At 63.6% G+C, this 20784-nt stretch carries 18 protein-coding genes and 1 other RNA gene; 7 read left to right on the plus strand and 12 right to left on the minus strand.

The window, feature by feature from the left end; all coding sequences use genetic code 11:
• The first annotated feature begins 73 nt into the window (after positions 1-73).
• Positions 74-568 carry a TM2 domain-containing protein gene (locus tag HJY11_RS06780; RefSeq protein WP_208075232.1) on the plus strand — a complete coding sequence of 165 codons (495 nt, stop codon included), beginning with the start codon at positions 74-76 and terminating at the stop codon, positions 566-568.
• Between the two features lie 14 nt (positions 569-582).
• Positions 583-931: RNase P RNA component class A (gene rnpB, locus HJY11_RS06785), an RNA gene on the plus strand.
• A gap of 151 nt (positions 932-1082) precedes the next feature.
• Here rnpB and HJY11_RS06790 read toward each other — a convergent pair.
• Both HJY11_RS06790 and HJY11_RS06795 read right to left on the minus strand, forming a co-directional pair.
• Positions 1083-2063: an ATP-binding protein gene (locus HJY11_RS06790; protein WP_208075233.1), complete on the minus strand. Its 981-nt coding sequence runs from the start codon at positions 2061-2063 to the stop codon at positions 1083-1085.
• Positions 2064-2066: 3 nt separating this feature from the next.
• Positions 2067-2948: a DnaD domain protein gene (locus HJY11_RS06795; RefSeq protein ID WP_208075234.1), complete on the minus strand. Its 882-nt coding sequence runs from the start codon at positions 2946-2948 to the stop codon at positions 2067-2069.
• A gap of 279 nt (positions 2949-3227) precedes the next feature.
• Here HJY11_RS06795 and HJY11_RS06800 point away from each other — a divergent pair, with 279 nt between their 5' ends.
• Positions 3228-4073, plus strand: coding sequence for a PHP domain-containing protein (locus tag HJY11_RS06800; RefSeq protein WP_208075235.1), 846 nt, complete (start codon positions 3228-3230; stop codon positions 4071-4073).
• A gap of 1 nt (position 4074) precedes the next feature.
• Positions 4075-4329 (plus strand): TIGR03905 family TSCPD domain-containing protein, encoded by a 255-nt coding sequence (locus HJY11_RS06805; protein ID WP_208075236.1) that lies wholly within the window; start codon positions 4075-4077, stop codon positions 4327-4329.
• A gap of 130 nt (positions 4330-4459) precedes the next feature.
• Here HJY11_RS06805 and HJY11_RS06810 read toward each other — a convergent pair whose 3' ends face one another.
• The 4 genes from HJY11_RS06810 to HJY11_RS06825 all read right to left on the minus strand — a co-directional run bounded on the left by HJY11_RS06810 (position 4460) and on the right by HJY11_RS06825 (position 8977).
• Positions 4460-4609, minus strand: a complete 150-nt coding sequence (locus HJY11_RS06810) for a hypothetical protein (protein ID WP_208075237.1) — start codon at positions 4607-4609, stop codon at positions 4460-4462.
• A 259-nt stretch (positions 4610-4868) separates the two neighbouring features.
• Positions 4869-6749, minus strand: a complete 1881-nt coding sequence (locus HJY11_RS06815) for an ABC transporter ATP-binding protein (protein ID WP_208075238.1) — start codon at positions 6747-6749, stop codon at positions 4869-4871.
• Between the two features lies 1 nt (position 6750).
• Positions 6751-8472 (minus strand): ABC transporter ATP-binding protein, encoded by a 1722-nt coding sequence (locus tag HJY11_RS06820; RefSeq protein WP_208075239.1) that lies wholly within the window; start codon positions 8470-8472, stop codon positions 6751-6753.
• A complete protein-coding gene (locus HJY11_RS06825; protein ID WP_208075240.1) occupies positions 8465-8977 on the minus strand; it encodes a MarR family winged helix-turn-helix transcriptional regulator in 513 nt (170 codons plus the stop codon). The genes HJY11_RS06820 and HJY11_RS06825 overlap by 8 nt, the downstream gene beginning before the upstream one ends.
• Positions 8978-9286: 309 nt before the next feature.
• Between HJY11_RS06825 and HJY11_RS06830 the strand changes: the two genes are divergently transcribed.
• Both HJY11_RS06830 and HJY11_RS06835 read left to right on the plus strand, forming a co-directional pair.
• Complete coding sequence (locus HJY11_RS06830; protein WP_208075241.1) at positions 9287-10420, plus strand: SIS domain-containing protein; 1134 nt, start codon at positions 9287-9289, stop codon at positions 10418-10420.
• 394 nt (positions 10421-10814) lie between these two features.
• A complete protein-coding gene (locus HJY11_RS06835) occupies positions 10815-13529 on the plus strand; it encodes a hypothetical protein (RefSeq protein ID WP_208075242.1) in 2715 nt (904 codons plus the stop codon).
• Positions 13530-13654: 125 nt separating this feature from the next.
• On the opposite strand, the gene HJY11_RS06840 is transcribed toward HJY11_RS06835, so the two are convergent.
• From HJY11_RS06840 to HJY11_RS06860, 5 genes are all read right to left on the minus strand, one after another.
• A complete protein-coding gene (locus HJY11_RS06840; RefSeq protein ID WP_208075243.1) occupies positions 13655-14338 on the minus strand; it encodes a hypothetical protein in 684 nt (227 codons plus the stop codon).
• Between the two features lie 5 nt (positions 14339-14343).
• Positions 14344-15177, minus strand: a complete 834-nt coding sequence (locus HJY11_RS06845; RefSeq protein WP_208075244.1) for an ATP-binding cassette domain-containing protein — start codon at positions 15175-15177, stop codon at positions 14344-14346.
• Positions 15174-15905, minus strand: coding sequence for a hypothetical protein (locus HJY11_RS06850; protein WP_208075245.1), 732 nt, complete (start codon positions 15903-15905; stop codon positions 15174-15176). The genes HJY11_RS06845 and HJY11_RS06850 overlap by 4 nt, the downstream gene beginning before the upstream one ends.
• Entirely contained in the window at positions 15898-17658 is a 1761-nt protein-coding gene (locus HJY11_RS06855) for a hypothetical protein (RefSeq protein ID WP_208075246.1), read from the minus strand. The genes HJY11_RS06850 and HJY11_RS06855 overlap by 8 nt, the downstream gene beginning before the upstream one ends.
• A 378-nt stretch (positions 17659-18036) precedes the next feature.
• Entirely contained in the window at positions 18037-18237 is a 201-nt protein-coding gene (locus HJY11_RS06860) for a hypothetical protein (protein WP_208075247.1), read from the minus strand.
• A gap of 729 nt (positions 18238-18966) precedes the next feature.
• Between HJY11_RS06860 and HJY11_RS06865 the strand changes: the two genes are divergently transcribed.
• A complete protein-coding gene (locus tag HJY11_RS06865) occupies positions 18967-19443 on the plus strand; it encodes an acyl-CoA thioesterase (protein WP_208075248.1) in 477 nt (158 codons plus the stop codon).
• A gap of 61 nt (positions 19444-19504) precedes the next feature.
• Here HJY11_RS06865 and HJY11_RS06870 read toward each other — a convergent pair whose 3' ends face one another.
• Positions 19505-20434 carry a helix-turn-helix transcriptional regulator gene (locus tag HJY11_RS06870; protein ID WP_208075249.1) on the minus strand — a complete coding sequence of 310 codons (930 nt, stop codon included), beginning with the start codon at positions 20432-20434 and terminating at the stop codon, positions 19505-19507.
• Between the last annotated feature and the right edge of the window lie 350 nt (positions 20435-20784).

The raw sequence follows: 20784 nt of genomic DNA on the forward strand, positions 1-20784 counted from the left end.
CGCTCCAACAGCGAGACAACTGCAAACGACAAAGCTGCGGGCGGCAAGGCCCGCGCGCGAAAGGAACATCGCTATGACCTGTAAACAGTGCGGCGCATATCTCCCCGACGACGCCACCTTCTGCCCGGTCTGCGGCTGCGCCAAAGACCCCGGCCAGGGGGCCGGGGGGCAGCAGTCCAGCGGGTACCAGCAGCAGGGGCAGCCCTATCAGCAGCCCCACCAGCAGCAGGGCCAGGGGGCCTATCAGCAGCAGGGCCAGGGGCACTACTGCAGCACCTGCAACAACTTCCTGCCCGCGGGCACTGCCGTCTGCCCCTACTGCGGGGCGCGCCAGTACGTGCCGGGCTACCCCCAGAAGTCCAAGGTGGCGGCGGGGGTGCTGGGCATCCTCCTGGGCGGCTTTGGCGCCCACAACTTCTACCTGGGCTACACCGGCAAGGCGGTCTTGCAGCTGGTTTTGACCCTGTGCAGCTGTGGCATCGCCAGCCTCTGGGGCTTTATCGAGGGGATCTTGATCCTCACCGGCTCCATCGGCACCGACGCCAACGGCGTCCCCCTGAGCAACTGATCTTTGTTTTCCAGCGAGTAGACCATGTGGCGGCGCGCGAGGCTCGAAAGGGCCCGCGTGAGGAAAGTCCGGGCTCCATCGGGCAAGGGTAACTGCTAACGGCAGCCGAAGGCGACTTTAGGGAAAGTGCAACAGAAAGAAACCGCCGGGGGGAGCCCCCCGGTAAGGATGGAAAGGCGAGGTAAGAGCTCACCAGCGCACAGGAGACTGTGCGGCTCTGTAAACCCTACCCGGAGCAACACCGCACAGAGGGCAGATGGGCGCCCGACCCGTCCTCGACAAGGTGGCTAGAGCTGCGCGGCGACGCGCAGTCGAGATAGATCGTCACACATGACAGAACCCGGCTTATGGTTTAGTCGCTTGAAAAGAGCCCGGCGCACAGCGAGAGCTGCGCGCCGGGCTTTTCTTCTGTCCAACCGCCGTCAGTCAAACCGGGCAGGTTTTCCCCCGCTGGCGGCACAGCTGGGAGAAGGCCGCCCCTCCCGCTGGAAAGAGGCGGCCCCGTCCACGGCCTTTAAAGGCCGTTTTTCATGGCCAGGCGCACGTCACTGCCCACAAAGCGGACGTCCACATAGGAGCCCGCCAGGCGGGAGGTGATGCGGTCGGTGTAGGCCTGGGAAATTTCGGCGAAGGTGAGGTTGGTGTTGACGATGGTGGGCCGCCCGGCGGAGAGCCGGGTGTTGACCAGGGTGTAGAGGGTGGAGACGGCAAAGGGGGTGGAGAACTCGCTGCCCAGGTCGTCGAGGATGAGCAGGTCGCAGCCCAGCAGGGAGGCCAGGGTGTCCCCCTGCCGGTCGGCGCCGAACTTCTCTTTTTCCAGGATGGCGACGAAGTTGCCGAAGCTGCCGTAGAGGGCGGAGAACCCCCTCTGGATGACCTGGCTGGCAATGGCCAGGGAGAGGTGGGTCTTGCCCAGCCCGGTGGCCCCCATCATCAGCAGGTTGGGGCTGTGCAGGTCAAAGTGGGCGGCGTAGTCCCTACAGTAGGCCAGCACCTCCCCCATCACCTCAAAGGGGGTGTCGCCGGGGCGGCCCTCCCTGCTGTAATAGCGCAGATCAAAGCTGTCGAAGGAGCACAGCCGCAGCCCTGACTGGCGGTTGATCCGCTCGGCCTCCACCTGGCGCAAAAGGGCGCCGTAGCAGTGGCAGCGGCGGGTGCCCACCGCGCCGGTGTCCTGGCAGTCGGGACAGGTGAAGGGGGGCTTGAGGTAGTCCTCCGGCCAGCCGTTTTCCCGCAGGAGGCGGGCTTTCTCCTCGGCGAGGGCGGCCCCCCGCTGGCGCAGCCCCTCCAGCAGTTCCCCCCGGTCGGCGCCCGAGGAGATGACGGCCTTGGCCACCCCGGCCCCGGTGCGGCGCAGCTGCCCGTCCACCTGGGCCAGGCGGGGGCAGCTCTCGTAGCACTGCCGCCGGCGGCGGGCCTGTTCCTCAAAGGCGGCGCGGCGGCGCTGGGACAGGATCTGGTGGACCCGGTCATAGACGGCTTTTTCGTAGGCCATCGGCTATTCCCCCTCTCTCTTTTTGGCGGTCGGCAGGCGGGTGCGGGACTGGTCCAGGGCGGCCACGTCGAAGGAGGGGGCAAATCCCTTCCCCCTGTTGCCGGGGGCGGCGGGCCGCTTTTCGGCCTGCACCTCCCCCAGGGTGCGGTAGCCCTTGAGGTACCAGGACTTGAGGATGGAGTGGATGTAGGAGAAGAGCACCTTGCCCTTGCGGTCGACGCAGATCTCAAAGGCCTCCTTCACCACCTCGTCGGGGAAGCCGTACTCCTCCAGCCAGGTGTAGCAAAACTGCTCCTCCTTCTTGGTGAGGACCCGGTCGTGGATGCCGAAGAGGGCGCGCACCCGCTCCTGGGCATCCCGGCTGCGCAGCAGCTTTTGGATGTGGGCGTCCGCCTTCTCCACCGTGTCGATGCCGCTCTCCAGCCAGCCGATGCCGGTGCGCTCGATATAGCCCACCTTGCAGCGGCCCACCGAGCGGCAGTAGCCCACCAGCATGAGGATCACCGCCACCGGCAGCCCGTGCAGGGCGTGGAGGCTGACGAGCATGTTGGCCTCGGTGGGGGAGATGGGGCGGCCGAAGACCGACTGGCACTCCCCCAACAAAAACTGTACCTCCTCGCTGTCGGCGGCAATGGCGTTGACCTCCTGCCGGGAGAGGCGGGCGGTGGTGCCGATGGCGGCGGTTTTGACCGGCTCGGCCTGGGGGGCCGGGGCCTCGCTGCGCACCAGCAGTCCCTGGCCGGCCCACCACTCCAGCGCCCGGTCGACCTGCAGCACGCTCAGCCCCAGCTGCTGGGAGAGTTCCAGCGGGGCGATGGTGGCGGGCTGGGCGGCGAGGATGTGGCAAAACACCTGGGCCATCTCCTGCGGGCAGCCGGCAGCCATCAGCTGCAGCGCCCGCTGCGGGACAGCGGCGGCCTGGGCGTAGGAGTGGTAGTTGAGCTGGTACAGGATGGACGACCCCCTCTCTTTGGCGGGGCGGCGGCCCCGAATGGTTCCCTTCTATTATACGGGAGGGGCGGGGGTTTGTCCAAACCTATTTTTCCCTGCCGCGGCAGGGGAAGGGGCGAACACCTCCCTTCCCCCTTACCCCGCTGGACTTTTTCGGGCTTTTGTCGTATACTTTTTGGGAAATCCACCGTCAAGAGGAGGGAGAGAGACGCCATGCTCGCCGATTTGCACTGCCACAGCCGGTTTTCCGACGGGGCCATGGAGATCCCCCAGCTGCTGAAACTGGCCCGCCAGGCGGGGCTTAGCCACCTGGCCATCACCGACCACGAGACCTTTCACGGCTACGACTACGCCGCCGAACTGGCGGCGGGCTACGGCCTGGAAGTCATCAAGGGGATCGAGCTGTCGGCCAGGGACCCGGCCAACGGCCGCAGCGTACACGTTTTGTGCTACCTGCCCCGGGACACCGCGGAGATCGAGGCCCTCTGCGAGCGGACGAGGCGGGCGCGGATGAGATCCGGCTTTGTCATGGCCCGGCGGCTCTGCGCCCTCTACCCCCAGCTGACGCTGGAGGAGATTTTTGCCCGCAGTTACGACAGCGAGTGCCTCTACAAACCCCACATGATGCAGGCCCTGCAGCAAAAGGGGGTGGCCGAGGACGCCCGCTACGGCGGACCCCTCTTCCACCAGCTCTTTGACCCCGGCACCGGCAGCTGTTTTGAGCCCATCGACTACCCCAGCGTCTACGAGGTGCTGGAGATCGCCCGCCGCAGCGGCGGCTGGGTGGTGCTGGCCCACCCCTCGGTCTACCGGAGCATGGCGCTGGCCGAGGCCCTCTGCCGGGAGGGGACTGTCGACGGGCTGGAGATCAACCACCCCCGCAACACCGAGGCGGACAAGGCCCGGCTGCGGCAGCTGGCGGCGGAATACGGGCTGCTGGTCACCGGCGGGACCGATTACCACGGCCACGCCCCCCAAAAGGACAACCCGCTGGGCACCGGCAACACCGCCGGCGACCAGCTGGCGATCATACTGAAAGGCAAAAAGGAGAGACTGTAAAATGAAACACACCTATATTCCCAAAGGCGTTTGCTCCCGTCAGATCACCGTCGAGGTGGAGGACGGGATCATCAAGAGCGTGGCGTTTGTGGGCGGCTGTGCCGGCAATACCGCCGGGGTGTCCAAGCTCTGCGTCGGCCGCAAGGTGGACGACGTGATCGAGCTGCTGCGGGGCACCCAGTGCCGGGGCGGCACCTCCTGCCCCGACCAGCTCTCCTACGCGCTGGAGGAGACCAAGGAGCTGGTGGGCGCGTAAGCGCTGGTTTTTTCGGCAAAAGAGGGCGGGGCTTCCCCTGGGGGAGGCCCCGCCCTCTTTGTTTGCCCATTTGGCCTCGGTTTGGCAGTCCTCGCCCGCACGGGCGAGGACAAGGGCGGAGGAGAGGAGGTCACAAATACCGCCGCACCGACCTGGTCCACCCCCACATCACCGCCCTTTGGGGGAGGAGTTTGGCGACCAGGTGCATCCACTTGACATAGGGGGTGCAGACCGACTGGTCCCGGCCCCGCTCGGCGTCTTTCAGGGCCTTTCGCGCCACGGGGGCGGGGGGACCAGGCCGGGATAGCGCCCCTCCCCGCTCAAGGGCAGGCGGGCAGATACCACCCAACCGGAGAAAGTCTCCACAGGCGCAAAAACGCCCCCTGTTCCTCTGCGGCATGACCGCAGAGGAACAGGGGGCGCCGCGCGCGACCGGCGGCGGCCGTCAAGCGCCTTTTGGGCAGAGGCCGTGTCCGGCCGGGCCGGTGCACCGCGGTCTCTCTGGTTTATGGCCCGTTTGGACCGGGGCCCGTCTCCCGTTACTCCAGCTCAAACTGGCCGGTGTAGAGCTGATAGTATTTGCCCTTTTGGGCCAACAGCTCCTCATGGCTGCCCCGCTCGATGATCTCGCCGTGTTCCAGCACCATGATGCAGTTGGAGTTGCGGACGGTGGAGAGCCGGTGGGCGATGACAAAGACGGTGCGCCCCTGCATCAGCCGGTCCATCCCCCGCTCGATCAGGGCCTCGGTGCGGGTGTCGATGGAGGAGGTGGCCTCGTCCAGGATCAGCACCGGCGGGTTGGCCACCGCCGCCCGGGCAATGGCCAGCAGCTGCCGCTGCCCCTGGGAGAGGTTGGCCCCGTCGGAGTGGAGCATGGTGTCGTACCCCTGGGGCAGATGGCGGATGAAGCCGTCGGCGTTGGCCAGCTTGGCCGCCTCCTCCACCTGCTCGTCGCTGGCGTGGAGGTTGCCGTAGCGGATGTTCTCCCGCACGGTGCCGGTGAAGAGGTGGGTGTCCTGCAGCACCATGGCCAGGCTGCGGCGGAGGTCGGCCTTTTTGATCTTGCCGATGTTGATGCCGTCGTAGCGGATCTTGCCGTCGGGCACGTCGTAAAAGCGGTTGATGAGGTTGGTGATGGTGGTCTTGCCCGCGCCGGTAGAGCCCACAAAGGCGATCTTCTGCCCGGGGTTGGCGTAGAGGCTCACGTGGTTGAGGACGGTCTTTTTCTCGTCGTAGCCAAAGGTCACGTCGTCAAACTGCACGTCCCCCCGCAGCCAGGTGTAGGTGAGGGTGCCGTCGCCGTGGGGGTGCTTCCAGGCCCACTTTCCGGTGTGGTGGTCGCACTCCACGATCTCGCCGTTTGGCCCCTCCTCGGCAAAGACCAGCTGCACGTAGCCGTCGTCGGCCTCGGGCTCCTCGTCGATGACCTCGAAGATCCGCTCGGCCCCGGCCAGGGCGGCGAGGATGACGTTGAACTGCTGGGAGATCATGGTGATGGGGTGGGAGAAGGAGCGGGTGTACTGCAGGAAGGAGGCCACCGACCCCAGGTCCATCCCCCCGGTGATCACCAGGAACGCGCCCACGGCGGCGGTCATGGCGTAGTTGACGTAGGAGAGATTGCCCATGATGGGCATCAGGATGTTGGCGAAGGTGTTGGCGTTGGTGGCCGCCTGGCGGAGGTTCTCGTTGCGGCGGGCAAACTCGCCCTTGACCTCCTCCTCGTGGCAGAAGACCTTGACCACCTTCTGGCCCTCGATCATCTCCTCGATGTAGCCGTTGACGCTCCCCAACTCCTTTTGCTGCAGTTTGTAGAAGTGGGCGCTGCGCTTGGTGACGAACTTGATGATCAAGAACATCACCGCCAGCATGGCCACGATCAACAGCGTCAGCAGGGGGCTGAGCACCAGCATCATGGTGAAGGTGCCCACCACCGTCACCGTGGAGGTGATGAGCTGGGTGACCCCCATGGTGAGGGCCTCCCGCAGGGTGTCCACGTCGTTGGTGAAACGGCTCATGGTCTCGCCGTGGGTGCGGGTGTCAAAGTAGCGGATGGGCAGGTCCTGCAGGTGTTCAAACAGGTCTTTGCGAATTTCGTTGAGGGTGCCGGTGGAGACCAGCATCATCATCCGGTTGGTGGCAAAGGTGCAGGCCGCCCCGCAGAGGTAGACCGCCCCCATGGTGCACAGCAGCCGGATCAGGGGGCCAAAGTCGGGGTTGGCCGCGCCGATGAGGGGGATGATCCCCTCGTTGATGACCGGCTTGAGCAGGTAGTTGCCCACCACCCCGGCCCCCGAGCTGACGGCCACGGTGAAGAGCACCGTTAACAGCATCCACTTGCGGTGGAGCATGTAGCCGAAGATGCGGCCCAGGGTCTTTTTGGCGTCTTTGGGTTTTTGAAAATTGGTGCGCGGTCTCGGCATCCTAGGCCACCCCCTTCTGCTGGGACTCGTAGACGTCCCGGTAAATGTCGCTGGTCTCCATCAGTTGATCGTGGGTCCCCACGGCCGCGATTTTCCCGCCGTCCATGACGATGATCTGGTCGCAGTCGCAGACCGAGGTGATCCGCTGGGCGATGATGATCTTGGTGGTCCCCGCCAAATCGGTGGCGAAGGCCTGGCGGATGCGGGCGTCGGTGGCGGTGTCCACGGCGCTGGTGGAGTCGTCGAGAATGAGGATCTTCGGCTTTTTCAGCAGTGCCCGGGCAATGCAGAGGCGCTGTTTCTGCCCGCCGGAGACGTTGACGCCCCCCTGCCCCAGGTCGGTGTCATACCCGTCGGGGAAGGACTGCACAAAGTCGTCGGCCTGGGCGGCCCGGGCGGCGGCTGTGATCTCCTCGTCGCTGGCCGCCCCGTCGCCCCACTTCAAATTGTCGCGGATGGTGCCGGAGAAGAGGACGTTTTTCTGCAGCACCATCCCCACGGCCTGGCGCAAGTCAGCGATCTTGTACTCGCGCACGTCCCGGCCGCCCACCAGGACGCGGCCCTCGCTCACGTCGTAGAGGCGGGGGATCAGCTGCACCAGGGTGCTCTTGGCGCTGCCGGTGCCGCCGATGATCCCCACCATCTGCCCGGAGGCGATGTGGAGGTTGACTCCCTCGAGCACCTTCTCGGAAGCGTCTTTATTGTACTTGAAGGAGACGTTTTCAAAGTCGATGGAGCCGTCGGCCGCCTGGGCCTCGCCGCTGCCGTCCCGGATGTCCGGCTCCTCGGCCAGCACGTCGGAGATGCGCTGGAGGGAGGCCCGGCTCATCACCAGGTTGACAAAGACGTTGGCGATCATCATCAGGGACATGAGGATCTGGTTGACATAGCTGACAAAGCTGATGAGCTCGCCTGTCTGCATGTTGCCCACCACGATCTTCTGCCCGCCGAACCAGAGGATGGCCACGATGCAGCTGTAAACGGTCAGCTGCATCACCGGCATGTTCCAGTTGAGAATCCGCTCGGCCTTGCGCTGGGCGGCGGTGAGGGCGTCGTTGGCGTCTTTGAACTTGCCCTTTTCAAATTCGGAGCGGGCAAAGGCCTTCACCACCCGGATGGCGATGAGGTTTTCCTGCACCGAGGCGTTGAGGTTGTCGTAGCGGTCGAGCATCTTGCGAAATTGGGGGTAGGCCTTGACGGCGATCAGGGCCAGGAGGCCGGCGAGGACGGGGATGGCCACCAGGAATATCAGGGCCAGTTCCCCGTTGATCTGCACCGCCATGATGGTGGCCCCCACCAGCATCACCGGGGCGCGCACCAGCATGCGGATGGTCATCATAAAGGCCATCTGAATGGTCTGCACGTCGGTGGTCAGCCGGGTGATGAGGGAGGCGGTGCTGAATTTGTCCACGTTGGCAAAGGAGAAGGACTGCACCTTCTCAAACAGCCCCCGCCGCAACTCGCTGCCAAAGCCCATGCCGGCCATGGAGGCGAAGCGGGAACTGGTGGCCCCAAAACAGAGCCCCAACAGCGCCATCAGCACCATCATCCCCCCGGTGCGCAGCACGTAGTCCATGTCCCCGGTGCCAATGCCCACGTCCACAATTTTGGACATGTAGTAGGGGATGCGAATTTCCAACAGCACCTCGAAGATGACCGAGATGGGCGCTAAGATCATGTACAAAAGGTATTTTTTCGTGTAGGGGGCCAGTTGTCTAACCATCCTTTTCCTCCTCCTGTTCTACTTGGTGGCGCAGGGAGCGGGCGGTGTCCATCAGCTCCCACCAGGGGCGGTCGCGGTACTCGCTGCCCAGATTGTCGATCATCCGGTCCAAAAGGCCCTGCAGCTGCTCCAACTCCTGCGGGGTGAACCCGGCAAAGAGCCGCTCGTCCACCTGGTCAAAGGCCGCCCGGCTGGAAGCGGCGTAGGCCCGCCCCTTCTCGGTGACGTGCAGCCGGGTGCAGCGCAGGTCCTCGGGGTCGCTGCGCTTCTCCACCAGCTCGTGCTTTTGCAGCCGCTTGACCGAGGTGGCGATGGAGGGGGCGGAGATGCGCATCCAGGCGGCCAGCTCCTTCTGGGTGCAGAGGTCGTGGTCCATGATGTTTTCGAGGATGGGCAGCTGCCCAAAGTAGAGGCCATTTTCCAGCGCGGCCCGGCTCAGGTAGATGCGGTGGAGCACCTGCAGCCGGTTGATTCGCCAGACAATACTTCTGAGTTTGTCTCCCATGGGTCTCTCCTCCCCTGCCGGCAGAGGGGCCGCCGTCTCCCCCCGCCAGCGTGGAGGGATACGGCAAAACACCGTTTGCCAGCTAAATATAAATCGGTTAATCATTAGCCAACTAATTAATAGTATATGCCCAGCCCGGCAAAACGTCAACTGTTTTTTGCCCCTTCTTTTTCCCCTTCCTCCGCCAGAATCGACAAAAAGAGGGCTGAAATTTTGGCGGCCCCCTCTCCCCCATTTGTGTTATACTGATTGGGAATATGAACCCAATCTCCGCCGCTATCCGGCGGAATTTTTAGGAGGTAACGCCAGATGGACAGAAAACAGTACGACAGCGCCGGCGCGCGCCAAAGCCGCTACACCCCCGAATTCGGCAGATTGATCTTACAGAACATGGCCGCCCCCAAAATCAGCGAGGTCATCCCCGCAGAGGAGCTGCTGGCCGTTCACAGGGTGTACATCACCGGTTGCGGCGACTCCTATCTGGCCGGGCTCTCGGCCCTGCCGGCCTTTCAGGCCCTGTCGGGGGTGAAGTGCACCGCCGTCAAGGCCACCGACTTTGCCCGCCACCTCCCCGCCGAGAAGATCGAGGGGGCCCTGGTCATCGGCATCAGCATCTCGGGCACTGTCAGCCGGGTGGCCGAATGCCTGCAGCGGGCGGTGAAACACGGCGGGGTCGCTCTGGCCATCTCCGACAACCCCGAGTCGCCGGTGGCCTCTTCTGCCAACTATGTCCTCCCCCTGGGGATGCCCCAGCTGGAGCCCGCCCCCGGGGTCTGCTCCTATGTGGCCTCCACCCTGGCGCTCTTCTGCCTGGCCCACCACATCGGCCGGGTGGGCGGGGCCAACAACCTCACCCACGAGCAGTTCAACGCCTGCATCACCGCGCACCTGGACCAGGCGGCCGCTGCCCTGCCCGCGATGGAGGAGACCTGTTTCGCCGCCGCGCAGGAGCTGCAGAACTGCCGCGCCTTTGACTTTGTGTCCGACGGGGAGAGCCGCTCCACCGCCGTCTTCGGCCAGGCCAAGATGGTGGAGTTCTTCGGCGGCCTCGTCACCGGGGACGACTGCGAGGACTGGTGCCACATCAACTACTTCACCGAGGAGCCCTCCACCCTGGGCACCTTTATCACCATCTTCGCCGATTCCCCCTCTCTCTCCCGCACCAAGGAGCTGGTGCAGTGCGCGGTGAACATCGGCCGCAAGGTCTATGTGATCACCGACTGCGCCCCCGGCACCTTTGCCGAAGGGGCCCACATCATCGCCCTGCCCACCCCCGCGCACACCTGGGTGCGGCCCATCGTCAGCCACCTGCCCTACGACTTCATCGGCGCCTTTATCTCCGAACTCAAGGGAGCGCCCCCCTTCCGCGCTTACGAGGGGGCTGTCTGGCACACCCCCGAGGGCTCTTCCCACATCCGCGACAGCGAGATCGTGGTGCTGTAAAACGACATTTTGCAAAACCGACTGCCGGGCGCAGGGCGGGCTTTTGGGCCCGCCCTGCGCCTTTTTGCACCCTCCGCAAAAAATGCCGCGGCGGCGGAAAGCACTGCAACGCACACCGGCCAAAAGGGGGAAATTCCCCCGCCGCCCCGCAAAATCCTTGTCTTCTTTTGGCGAACCCTGTATACTGGATAAAACGTGTGCTTTTCCGTTCGGCCCTTCTGAACGGGGATGCACCATCAAAAGGGGAAAAAACAACAAAAAAATCGATTGACCCAGCGGATCAATCGACCAATATGGCAATTTTTTGTGTGGCTTGGGTGAGAACGGAAAAGCACACCTTCTTTGACGGGCCTGACGATTTGCCGAATTTCCCTGTTTAAGGAGGCTACCTCTCGTGAAACACGCGCGTCTCACACTGCGGCACTGGGCCGGCGCTCTGGCCGCCGCCCTGGCTCTGCTGGCCCTCGCCGGCATCCTGTGGCTCTCCCCCTCGGCGGCGGGGGAGGAAATCCCCCTCACCCCCGAGCTGACCACCTTGACGGCGGGGAACACCTACGCTGTCCCGGCGGGGGAGCGAATTGTCCCCACCGGCCCCGTCACCATCGAAGAGGGGGCCGTTTTGCTGGTGCGGGGGGAACTGGTCCTGGAGCAGGAGGTGACCTGCGGCGGCGTCCTCATCGCCGAGGGGGAGGGCAAGATCCTCCAGCAGGACAGGCGCTTCACCCTCACCGGCCAGGTCAACCGCATCACGGTGCAGAACTTCACCGCCTCCTTTTCCTGCGAGAGCGGCGCCACGGCCGGAGAGGTGACGGTCCTCTCCGCCCGCCTCTACAACAGCGGGCACATTGAGCGCTGCACCTTTGAGGCGATGGATGCCGACGCCCTGCGAAACACCCGCTTCTCCTGCTCGGCGGGCAGCTCCATCACCTCCCTCTCCTTTCGCTCCTGTGGGCAGGTGCCCCAGCTGGTATGTGCGGGCGCCCGCATCGACAGCCTGACCTTGCTGCCCGGCGACTACTACTTCTACCTGGGCGACGCCAGCACCGGCGCCAGCGCCCACACCTCGGTAGGGGTCGCGGTGGTGAGGGGGGAGGAGGGCGCCCGCCCCACCCTGGGCGCTGTCAATTACGTGGCAAACCCCGTTTTTGACACCGCCATCTCCACCCTGTACTTGGATGGGGGGAATTTCAGTTGCCCCGGCAGAAGCAGCTGCGCGGTGGAGTCGGCCGTTTTGCTGGGCGCTTCCCAGGCGGACGGCCTGACGGCCGAGACTGCCTGTCTCGCCGCCGCCGGAACAGACCAGCCCACCCTCACCGGCGGGTCTGTGGGCGCTGTCTACCGCCGGGTGGAGGTGGGCGGCAGCGCCTCCCAGGCCCTCGCCCTCTCCGCCCCGACGGGCAGGCACATCTCCGGACAGGGGGATTTTGACGGCCTCTACTGCAAGGAGGGGGACACCCTCACCCTCACCGCCGCCGGGAGCGACCCTCTCGCCATCACCTGCAACGGCGCCCCCCTAGACTTGGTGGACGGAAGCGCCACCCACACCGTCTCCGCCGGCTTTGACCGGCTGGAAGCACGTTACCTGCCTCCGCTGACCATAACGGCGACTTGGGGAGGACAGCCAGGGGTGGAGGGAAGCGACTACACCTACGACCCCGCCACCCGCACCCTCACCGTTCTCAAAGATGAGCGCACCCTCAGCGGTCCAGTGTTGGGGGATGTACACATTCAGATCGCCGAAGCTGCCCTCAACACCACCTTTATGGAAGTGGACCAGGGGGCCTATTCTGTCACTCTGGAATCCCTCGACAATGCAGGACAACTCATGAGTGGCACCACTGTCAGTTTTAAGGGGGCCAACCATCTGACTTCCTGTACAAGTGAGCACAGCGGCCTCTATTTGTCGGTTCCATATGACGGGACAGCTTCCCTCGCGGTGGACGGGGACATCTCCTCCGCGTGGAGTTTACAGCTCGCCGATTTTGACAGCGTCACCTGTCAAAAAGTCATTGGCCAGGAGGTGCGGATTCTCAACACCGCCCTCTCCTGCACCCGAATTGAGGGGACCGACACCCCTATGGTATTTGTAAACAGCAATGTGAAGGCGTCGGGGCCAGTCATCCTGCACTCCCAATACAAGGACTCTTGGCTGCGGGTCGACTCCTCCCACCTCAATATCTGTGCGGTGGGAGAAACGCCCCTTCAAACCGAGGGGGAGTTGCACATCGGCGGCAATTCCCAAATCTTCGCCCGCGCTCTCCCCGCTGCCGGGGAAAATACCCCCATTCCCGCCGTTGTCGCTGGAGGAGGCGTCTTCCTCTTTGACGGGGAATTCGCCGATTGGGACCCCGCCTCTAAGGAAAAGTTCTTCCACGCCCTCTCCTGCGGTGGGGCCCCCGCCGTTCAAACCGAGGGGGAGATCGCCTTCGCGCCGGAAAACCCCGAGGCCACTCCCCCCACCATCGCCCAGCCCCAGGGCGGTGAGGTCATCCCCCTCGAGGGCGGCGGCCGCACCTTTGGTGTCGGCAACCAGCCCGCCACTGAAGTGCTGGTCTCTGTCGAGCCCGCCCTCTACCCTCTCAAGGTGGAGGGGGGGAGTGGCTCGGGCAGCCAACTCATCGGCCAGCCCGCCTACCTCACCGCCGACCCGGCCCCCGAGGGGATGGTCTTTGACCGCTGGGAGGTGGTGTCGGGCGAAGGCACTTTTGCCGACGCCACCGCCGCCGAAACCACCTTTACCGCCAGCGCTGCGGCCGCCGTCCGCGCCCTCTACCGCGAAATCCCGGTGGAGCCCGGCCCCGACGAGCCGGTGATCCCAGGGCCGGACGACCCCGCTCCCCCGGCTCCCGATGAGCCGGTGACCCCCGATCCGCCGGCCGACGACACCCCGCCGGCCGGGGAGGGCGGCGGACAGACGCCCCCTGCCCCAGAGGAGGGCGGCCCCTCTGGCGGCGAAGACACACCCCCGGCCCAGGGGCCGGAGGACAGCGGTTCCCAGACGGGAGACGCCTCCGCCCTGCCCACCTGGCTGGCCATCCTCGCCGCCTCTCTCCTCCTCGCCGCCCTCTGCAAGCGCCGCTCTGCCGGTTGGAAACACCTGCGGCGCTAGGGAGTTTGCTCTGTATTTAAAAAGAGCCGCTTTTCTGCGGCTCTTTTTTCTTTTCGCCCTTGCCAAAAGCCCCCGGCAGCAACTCGCTGCCGGGGGCTTTTTCCACTTTTCCCCGGTGTTCTCCCCTACCCTCTGCCCCTTTCGCGGCCAGCGCTCCCCTCAAAATGCCGATCCAAATACCACCCCTGGGCAAAGGCGGCCACAATCAGGGCAAGGATGGCCGCATACCGGCCAGTAAAGAGGCTGGTCTCCAGCCCTGCCGGCCCCCCGCACAGATCCAGCCAACTTGGCAGCTGCCAAATCGCCCCCGACAGCAGCCGGTACGCAAACAGCAGAACCAGGGAAAAAATCGCGGAGCGCAGACCGTATGCCAGCGCGTAAAACAGGCCGCTAAAAGCCAGGACCAGGAGGCACTCTCTGAGAAAATGAATCCAGACCAGCGCCCCTATTTCCGGGAATTGCCCGGCCAGCCAACTGTACAAGCCCGCCGCCAGCAGCAAATACAGGCCGTCGCAAAAAAGCACAAAGCCCAGCTGCGCGCCCCGGCTGCCGGTATAGCCGCGAAAGAGCTCCCACTCAGCCGTTTCAATCCCCGCCCGCAGGGCAAAAGCCGGCCACCAAATGGCAAACACAGGCAGCAGAAGCTCGATGCCCCGGCACGCCTTTTCCAGGCTGGCCACATCGCCCTGTCCCACCACGGTAAATTGAACCGACACCGGGAGGATCACCATTAGTACCACCAGCGGCGGCAAAATCAGGTAGCGCAGGTGCAGCAGCAGCGCCCCATATCGCCTCAGCCGCCTCCTCACGCGGCTCATATCCCCTTTATGGCGCACAGATAGCCATCCTCCGTACGGGGCTCCACCAGCACCCCTCCCGCCGGCTTTTGGCGAGACAGCACCCGGTACCGCTTCTCCCCCTCCAGCGCCTGGGTCTCCACCAGTTCCCCCACCTCTGGAAACTGGGCGGTCTCGTACACCAGCCCGTCCGCCAAGTGGCGAACCTCTTTCTGGGGCAGGTTGTGCAGCACCCGCCCCTCCTTTACAATGACGATGAAGTCGCACAGCGCCTCTACATCCGCCAAAATATGGGTGGACAGCAAGATGGTCTTCTTCCCCCACATGCCCTCCACAATGGATTTGAATCGCATCCGCTCCTCCGGGTCCAACCCGACGGTGGGCTCGTCAAACAGGAGGATTTCCGGATCGCCCAACAGGGCGGCGGCAACCCCCAGCCGCCTGAGCATCCCCCCCGACAGGGTCTTCACCTTGGTGTCGATTCGCCTCTGCAAATTCACCTTCTCCAGGCAGCGGGTAATCTCCCGATCCAAACCGGCAACCTGCAACTCCCGCACGGCCGCTATATATTCCAGCGCCTCGTACACCCGCAAATCGCCGTACACCCCAAACTGCTGGGGCAGGTATCCCGCACGGTCAGCCATGCTGTTTTTGCGGGAAACGGGCTGCCCATCCAGCAAGATATGGCCCGCCGTGGGGCGGTAAATCCCCATCATGCACCGAATCAAGGTGGTCTTGCCCGAGCCGTTGGGCCCCAACAGGCCGTAGACGCCTTTCCCCAACTCCACGCTGAGCTCTGAAAGGGCCCACTTTTTCTGAAACCGCTTGGAGAGCCCAGATACTGCAATCATGTCAGCGCCCCCTCAATAATCGAATCAATTGGATAGCCGTTGTAGTACAGCTGGTGAAACACCAACTCCACTTCTCTGGCACGGGGCCGGGCAATCCACTCATTGAATTGGGTCTCTTCTGAAAAATAGTAGATTTCCATGTGCAAAACAGGTCGGCCTTCCTCCATCTGTAGGTACATGTTCATACAGACGGGGGCGGTCTGCTCTTCCCCCACCCGCACTTCCATCCACCGGCCCATATCCATTTCGTAGGTCCCAAAACTCGCCGCCCTTCCCAGCAGGGCAACCCCCGGCTCAAAGGGGACCATCCGCTCCTGGTAAAAGGAGTCCCCCAGCGGCGGGAAGGGAAACGGGCAGGGAAATTGCAGCCTCCCATCTTCCAGCTTCCCCACAAAGGCAAAGTTGCCGACAATCTGCCGCCCCGCATCGGCGGCAAACGGGTCGCCCTGCGCATAGGCGGTGGGGGTGCAGTGATCCACCCGGACTGCGTACCCCCCCTCCTGGTACAAAACCACCCCTCCGTGGTCGCTTCGCGGGGCCTCCGGGTCCATGGCGAAAACACAGGGCTTATCGGAAAGCACCCCCGCTTGGTGCTCTTTGCTCTTTACCAGCCAGAGCAAAATATCATGGGAGGGCATCAGGTAAAAGCGTATGTTGGTCCCCACAAAAAGCCCCGTCACCAACGCCATGGCCAGCAGTCCCCCCAAAAGCGGGAAAAACTTACGCATTGGCCGCCATTTCCGCCTCAACGCGGCTCACCTCCTCATCCCAACCGGCGAGATCGGAGAAAAAGGAGTAGGCGTCCCGCCGGTCATCCGGGTTTTGCAGATAGCGGATAATCTCTTTCTGCACCTTCTCCTCCCCCTGTCTCTCGATGGCCAGTCCCAACATGGGGGGGAAGACAAAGCGCGCCTTGTTCCCTTCGTAGCGGTACCCGCGGTTGCTCTCTTCCTCGTAGTGAACATCGTGCCGGTAATCGTCGTCTGTCAAATAGGAAAGGTAGATTTGGGCGACCACGCGCTTGTCGTGATCCCGCAAGTCCAGGGTGCGGTACAGGTACTGAATCGCCGCCTGCTCCGGATCCACCCGCGCCGTTCCCGCAAGCAGATGGTCGGAGAAAAAAATCATTTCTCTGTTTGCCGGCATCAAGTTCGCCGGTATTTCAAAGCCGGAAAAATGGGCGGGCAGCGCTGGGGCGCCGGCGCCGAAAAGGGCGCTCGCCCCCGCCAGCTCCCGGTCAATTTCCGCGCGGCTCATCTGCATTTTTCCATTTTGCAAAGGGAGGGTGTAGAGGTGAATCCCGTCAATCTCCCCACGCTGGGCCAGCCCGCCCAGCAAGGTAATCGTCTCTGCCCGCCCGGCAAACCCCTCTTCCGTTTGGGGGAGGTTGCAAGCTACCTCCCTGCCCCGGACGCGCAGGGAAAATTCCTTTTCCCCGGTGGGCAGCACCGGCAAGTAGGCCTGATAGCTGCTGTCATAGGTGGGCCAGTACCCGGCAATGGGGTAAAAGGCGAAAAAACCCGGCAGCAAGACCGCCGACCGGCCGGCATAAAACACCGTGTCGAAACCGGCATAGACCACCTTGACGGCCTGTTGCCCCCCCGCCTCCACCGCCAGATAGTCCGATTCGCGCTGATAGGGCAGCGGGGTCCCTTCCGCGCCTGTCACTTCCTTGACCCGATAGCGGTGATTGAGGGTAAAATACAGCACTTCACAGGGCACATCGACGTTCATCTTCACTGTAGCCTCTAGCTGGGCGCCAAAATGCAAATCCATCTCGTAGTGCTGAACTGAAAAATCAGCGGGCTTTGTTTTCTGCGCCGCCCCCTCTTTCTCGTAAAAGTGGTAAAGCTCCTCGGAAAAACCGTAGGAGCGCGCCAGATGGTCGTCCCCGTACTTGGAAAAGGAGCCGACCCTCATAAAGGACGTGGGCAGCAGGGCCGCGCAGCAGGCCAGCGCCACTGCCATTGCCCCCCACCGATGCCCCGGCTTTTTGAGCAGCGGCAGACAGAGAGAAAAAAGGGTCAACACCAGCCAGAAGCCCGCCAGCAAAAACCGGCACCACTCCGCCGGCAGGCCGTACAGCGGGTCGGGCACCCACAGCAGCCCCTGGGCAAAGAGGGTGAAAAAATCCTTGCCCCGTCCCATCTCCAACCTCCCCGCGGAGAGGGCGTTCAGAAACGGGTCCAGCAGGGGGGAGACAAAGACCACCAGCCCCGTCAAAAGGGCATACCCAGATGCCCGCTTCAGCCGCTGGGAAAGGGCCAGCCCCCCCAGCACCGCCACCGTCCCGGGCAATAGGTAGTTGAGACACCCCGCCCGCAGCGCCTGCCAAACCAGAGGGCCGGTAGCCGTCTTTACCCGCAGGATCCAAAACAGGTCAAACCCCAGCACGTTCAAAGAGAAAAGAGCCACCAGCCCCTCTAAAATCAGAACCTTGGCCGCCAACACCTTTCCCGCAAAAGAGGGGGCTCCCGCCATCCACTCCCCTGCTCTCGACTCCCGCAGGCGGCTGCCAAATTCAAAAGCCAGGAACAAAAACACAAAAAAGCTCAAAAAGCCCTGGCGCTGATCTTCTGTCAAGAAAAACAGGACTGTATCTGGCGTCGCCTTGTCAACTTTCGCCAACAGCCGCCCCAAATGAATATTTAAGTATCCCCAGGCAGCCAAAAACAAAAACGGCAAATAGAGAGAGCGGGTAAAAACCCGCCACTCCCCCTTTAAAACGCGTCTCATCCAGCCCTCCCCTTTTCTCGTTATTTCACAGAAAGGTCCATGTATCCCGTCGCCCGGCAGAGTCAGTGGTTACTTATCGGCAAAGATCCCTCTTCTGCAGAGAATAGGGCTGTGCGGTGGGCTTTAGTAGGTCGTGTAGTTGCAGTAGCCGTGTCCCCCCGCAAAGGTAGAGGGCGCGTTGGCCCGGATGCTCACCCTGTAGTTGGGCTTTTCCGAGGGTGCCCGATCCGAAGGGGTCTCCACATTGGTGCTGCCAGAGCTCACTGTAATGGAGTAAATGTACCGCTCCGGCTTCATGTCGGTTCGCCACAGGCGCAGATTCATCGCACTGCCGCCCCCGTAGCAAGTTCCTCTTCCGTAAGCAGAAGTGGCTCCCGGCGTATAGTTGGTAAATACTTCTTGTCCGGACCTTGCTGCGAGGGTCACTGTGTTGGTGCTTGCGGCAAAGGTCGTACCGACAATCAGCGCCGCCAGGGCAATCGCCGTGGGAATTGCTTTACACAGCATCCGTTTCATTTTTTGCCCATTCTTTCATTGGCTGCCTTTTTAACAGGATACATTTTCCTTCCTATATTTATACTACCATATTTAGCAACTGTTTTTCACTCTCATTTCTACATAAATATTCTATACTTTTTTATTAACATTGCCAAAATTACAGCATATTTTCACATTTCCCGCCCTCCCTGGGCCACTTCCCGATACCTCCCCCGCTCGGCACCCCTGCCCGTCCCGCAAAAAAAAAGAGCCCCCGCGGAGGCTCCTCTCTCTCGCTTTTTTCTCAGCCCAAAAACAGGGGCATACAGGCCCCCACAACGGCCCCCAGGCCCAGCAGGATCGCCAGGGCCAGCGCCCCCACCTGCACCCATCGCTTGGACTTGTTCATCCTCTTCGCCCCCCGCATCTTTTTCCGATTCATTTTACCACCGATTTGCCCGGTTGTGTGACCGCCCTGTAAATTTTTTGCCGCCAAAATTTTTTCGCCTCATCCCCCTGAAACGTGGTATACTAAAACCTGTTTGAAATACAGCCAACCGAAAGGAGGGCGCTTTTATGCCCCGAACCCCCAAACCCTCGTCCCTCTCCCGCTCCGAGCAGACCAACATCGTCATGTCCGGCCACATCAACGGCGCGGGCCGCCTCTTCGGCGGGGTGCTGGTGGAGTGGATCGACGTGGCGGCTGCCGTGGCCGCCCGCCGCCACAGCGGCCGGGACGTCACCACCGCCGCCATCGACAACCTGCAGTTCAAGTCGGCCGCCTACGCCGGGGAGACGGTGGTTCTCATCTCCCGGGTCACCCACACCGGCACCACCTCGATGGAGGTGCGGGTGGACACCTTCGTCGAGTCCCTGGACGGGCAGCGGCGGCTCATCAACACCGCCTACCTGGTGATGGTCGCCCTGGACAAAGAGGGAAATCCCGCCCCGGTGCCCCCCCTCCTGGTGGAGGGCGAGAAGGAACAGCAGGAGTGGCAGGCCGCCGAGCGCCGCCGGGCCCTGCGCAGCGAGCGCCGCCGCCAGGATTACTGATCGCACAGAATCCCTTCCCAGATATGGGGAGGGATTTTTTGCCCCTGCGGGGCAGCGGGGTTCATTCTTTCTTTTCGCCCTCCCACCCGGCGGCTGATGCCACTGCGGCCGCCCGGCGGGCCAGTTCCCGGCGCACCGGGGCGGGGGACTCCACCAGGCACCCCTCCCCAAAGGAGAGGAGGTAGCTGTACAGCCACTCCCCCTGGGGAAAATCCAGCTCCACCACCGCGCCGCCGTCGGCCTGCCGCTGCAGCTGGGAGGGGGCGAACTCCTCCGCCAGGCGGAAGGCGGCCGAAGGGGCAAACCGCAGCCGCAGGGAGACGGGGCGGCCAAAGCCGTCCGGCCCCACCTCGATCTGTTCGGGCGGGGCGGCGCGGGGGGTGAAGGGCTCGCCGGTGTCCCGCACCCCCTCCATCCGCAGCAGCTTGAAAAACCGCCAGTCCCCCCGCTTGCGGCACCAGGCCCAGAGGTACCAGGCCTGCCCCTTGAAGACCAGCTGCCGGGGCTCCACCTCCCGCTGGGTGGCCTCTCCCCGGGCGCTGTAATAGCGAAAGGCCAGCACCCGCCGGCCCAGGATGGCCTCCTTGAGCAGGTAAAAGCTCTTCTGCGCCCCCTTGTCCCCGCCCCAGGGGGAGAAATCCACCGCCAGCCAGCGCTCTTCCTCCTCCCCCCGGGCAAAGAGGGCCGACAGCTTGTCCAGGGCGCTGGCCCCTTCGGCCCCGGCGGCGGCCGCCCCCTGCAGGGCGGCCAGCACTGCCCTCTGCTCGGCCCCGGTCAGCAGGGTGCGGGGCAGGGCAAAGCCCGGCAGCAGGGCCACCCCGCCGCCCCGGCCCCGCTGGGTATAGACTGGTATGCCCGCCCCGCTCAAGACGTCCATGTCCCGGTAGATGGTCCGCGGCGTCACCTCGTAGAGGCGGGCCATCTCCTCGCAGGTGACCCGCTCCCGCCGCAAAAGCAGGCAGAGCTCTGAAAACAGCCGCTGAATCTGCACGGCAATCCCTCCTTCTCGACGGCGGATGGCGTTTCGCTTGCGCCGACAACGCTGCAGCGCCGTGGCCGTTTAGCCCCCTGATCCCACGGGCCCGGCGGGCGCAGTGGAATTCGGCCACAGGGGGGGCAGACAGCGCCTGTGGATCCGCCTGACCGTCCCCCATACAGGAGCCGCGTTGTGACCATTATACCACAAGTGCGAAGCACGCAGTGGTATTGGCCATCAGGCAGGGAGCAAACACAGTTTGCGCATCTGCCTGGCCATCCCGGTGGCACAGCCGTTTTGCGGCTATGCCACCACAAGTGCGAAGCACGCAGTGGTATTGGCCATCAGGCAGGGAGCAAACACAG

Origin of the sequence: Bittarella massiliensis (ex Durand et al. 2017), from assembly GCF_017566145.1 — a bacterium.
Lineage (GTDB): Bacteria > Bacillota > Clostridia > Oscillospirales > Ruminococcaceae > Bittarella > Bittarella massiliensis_A.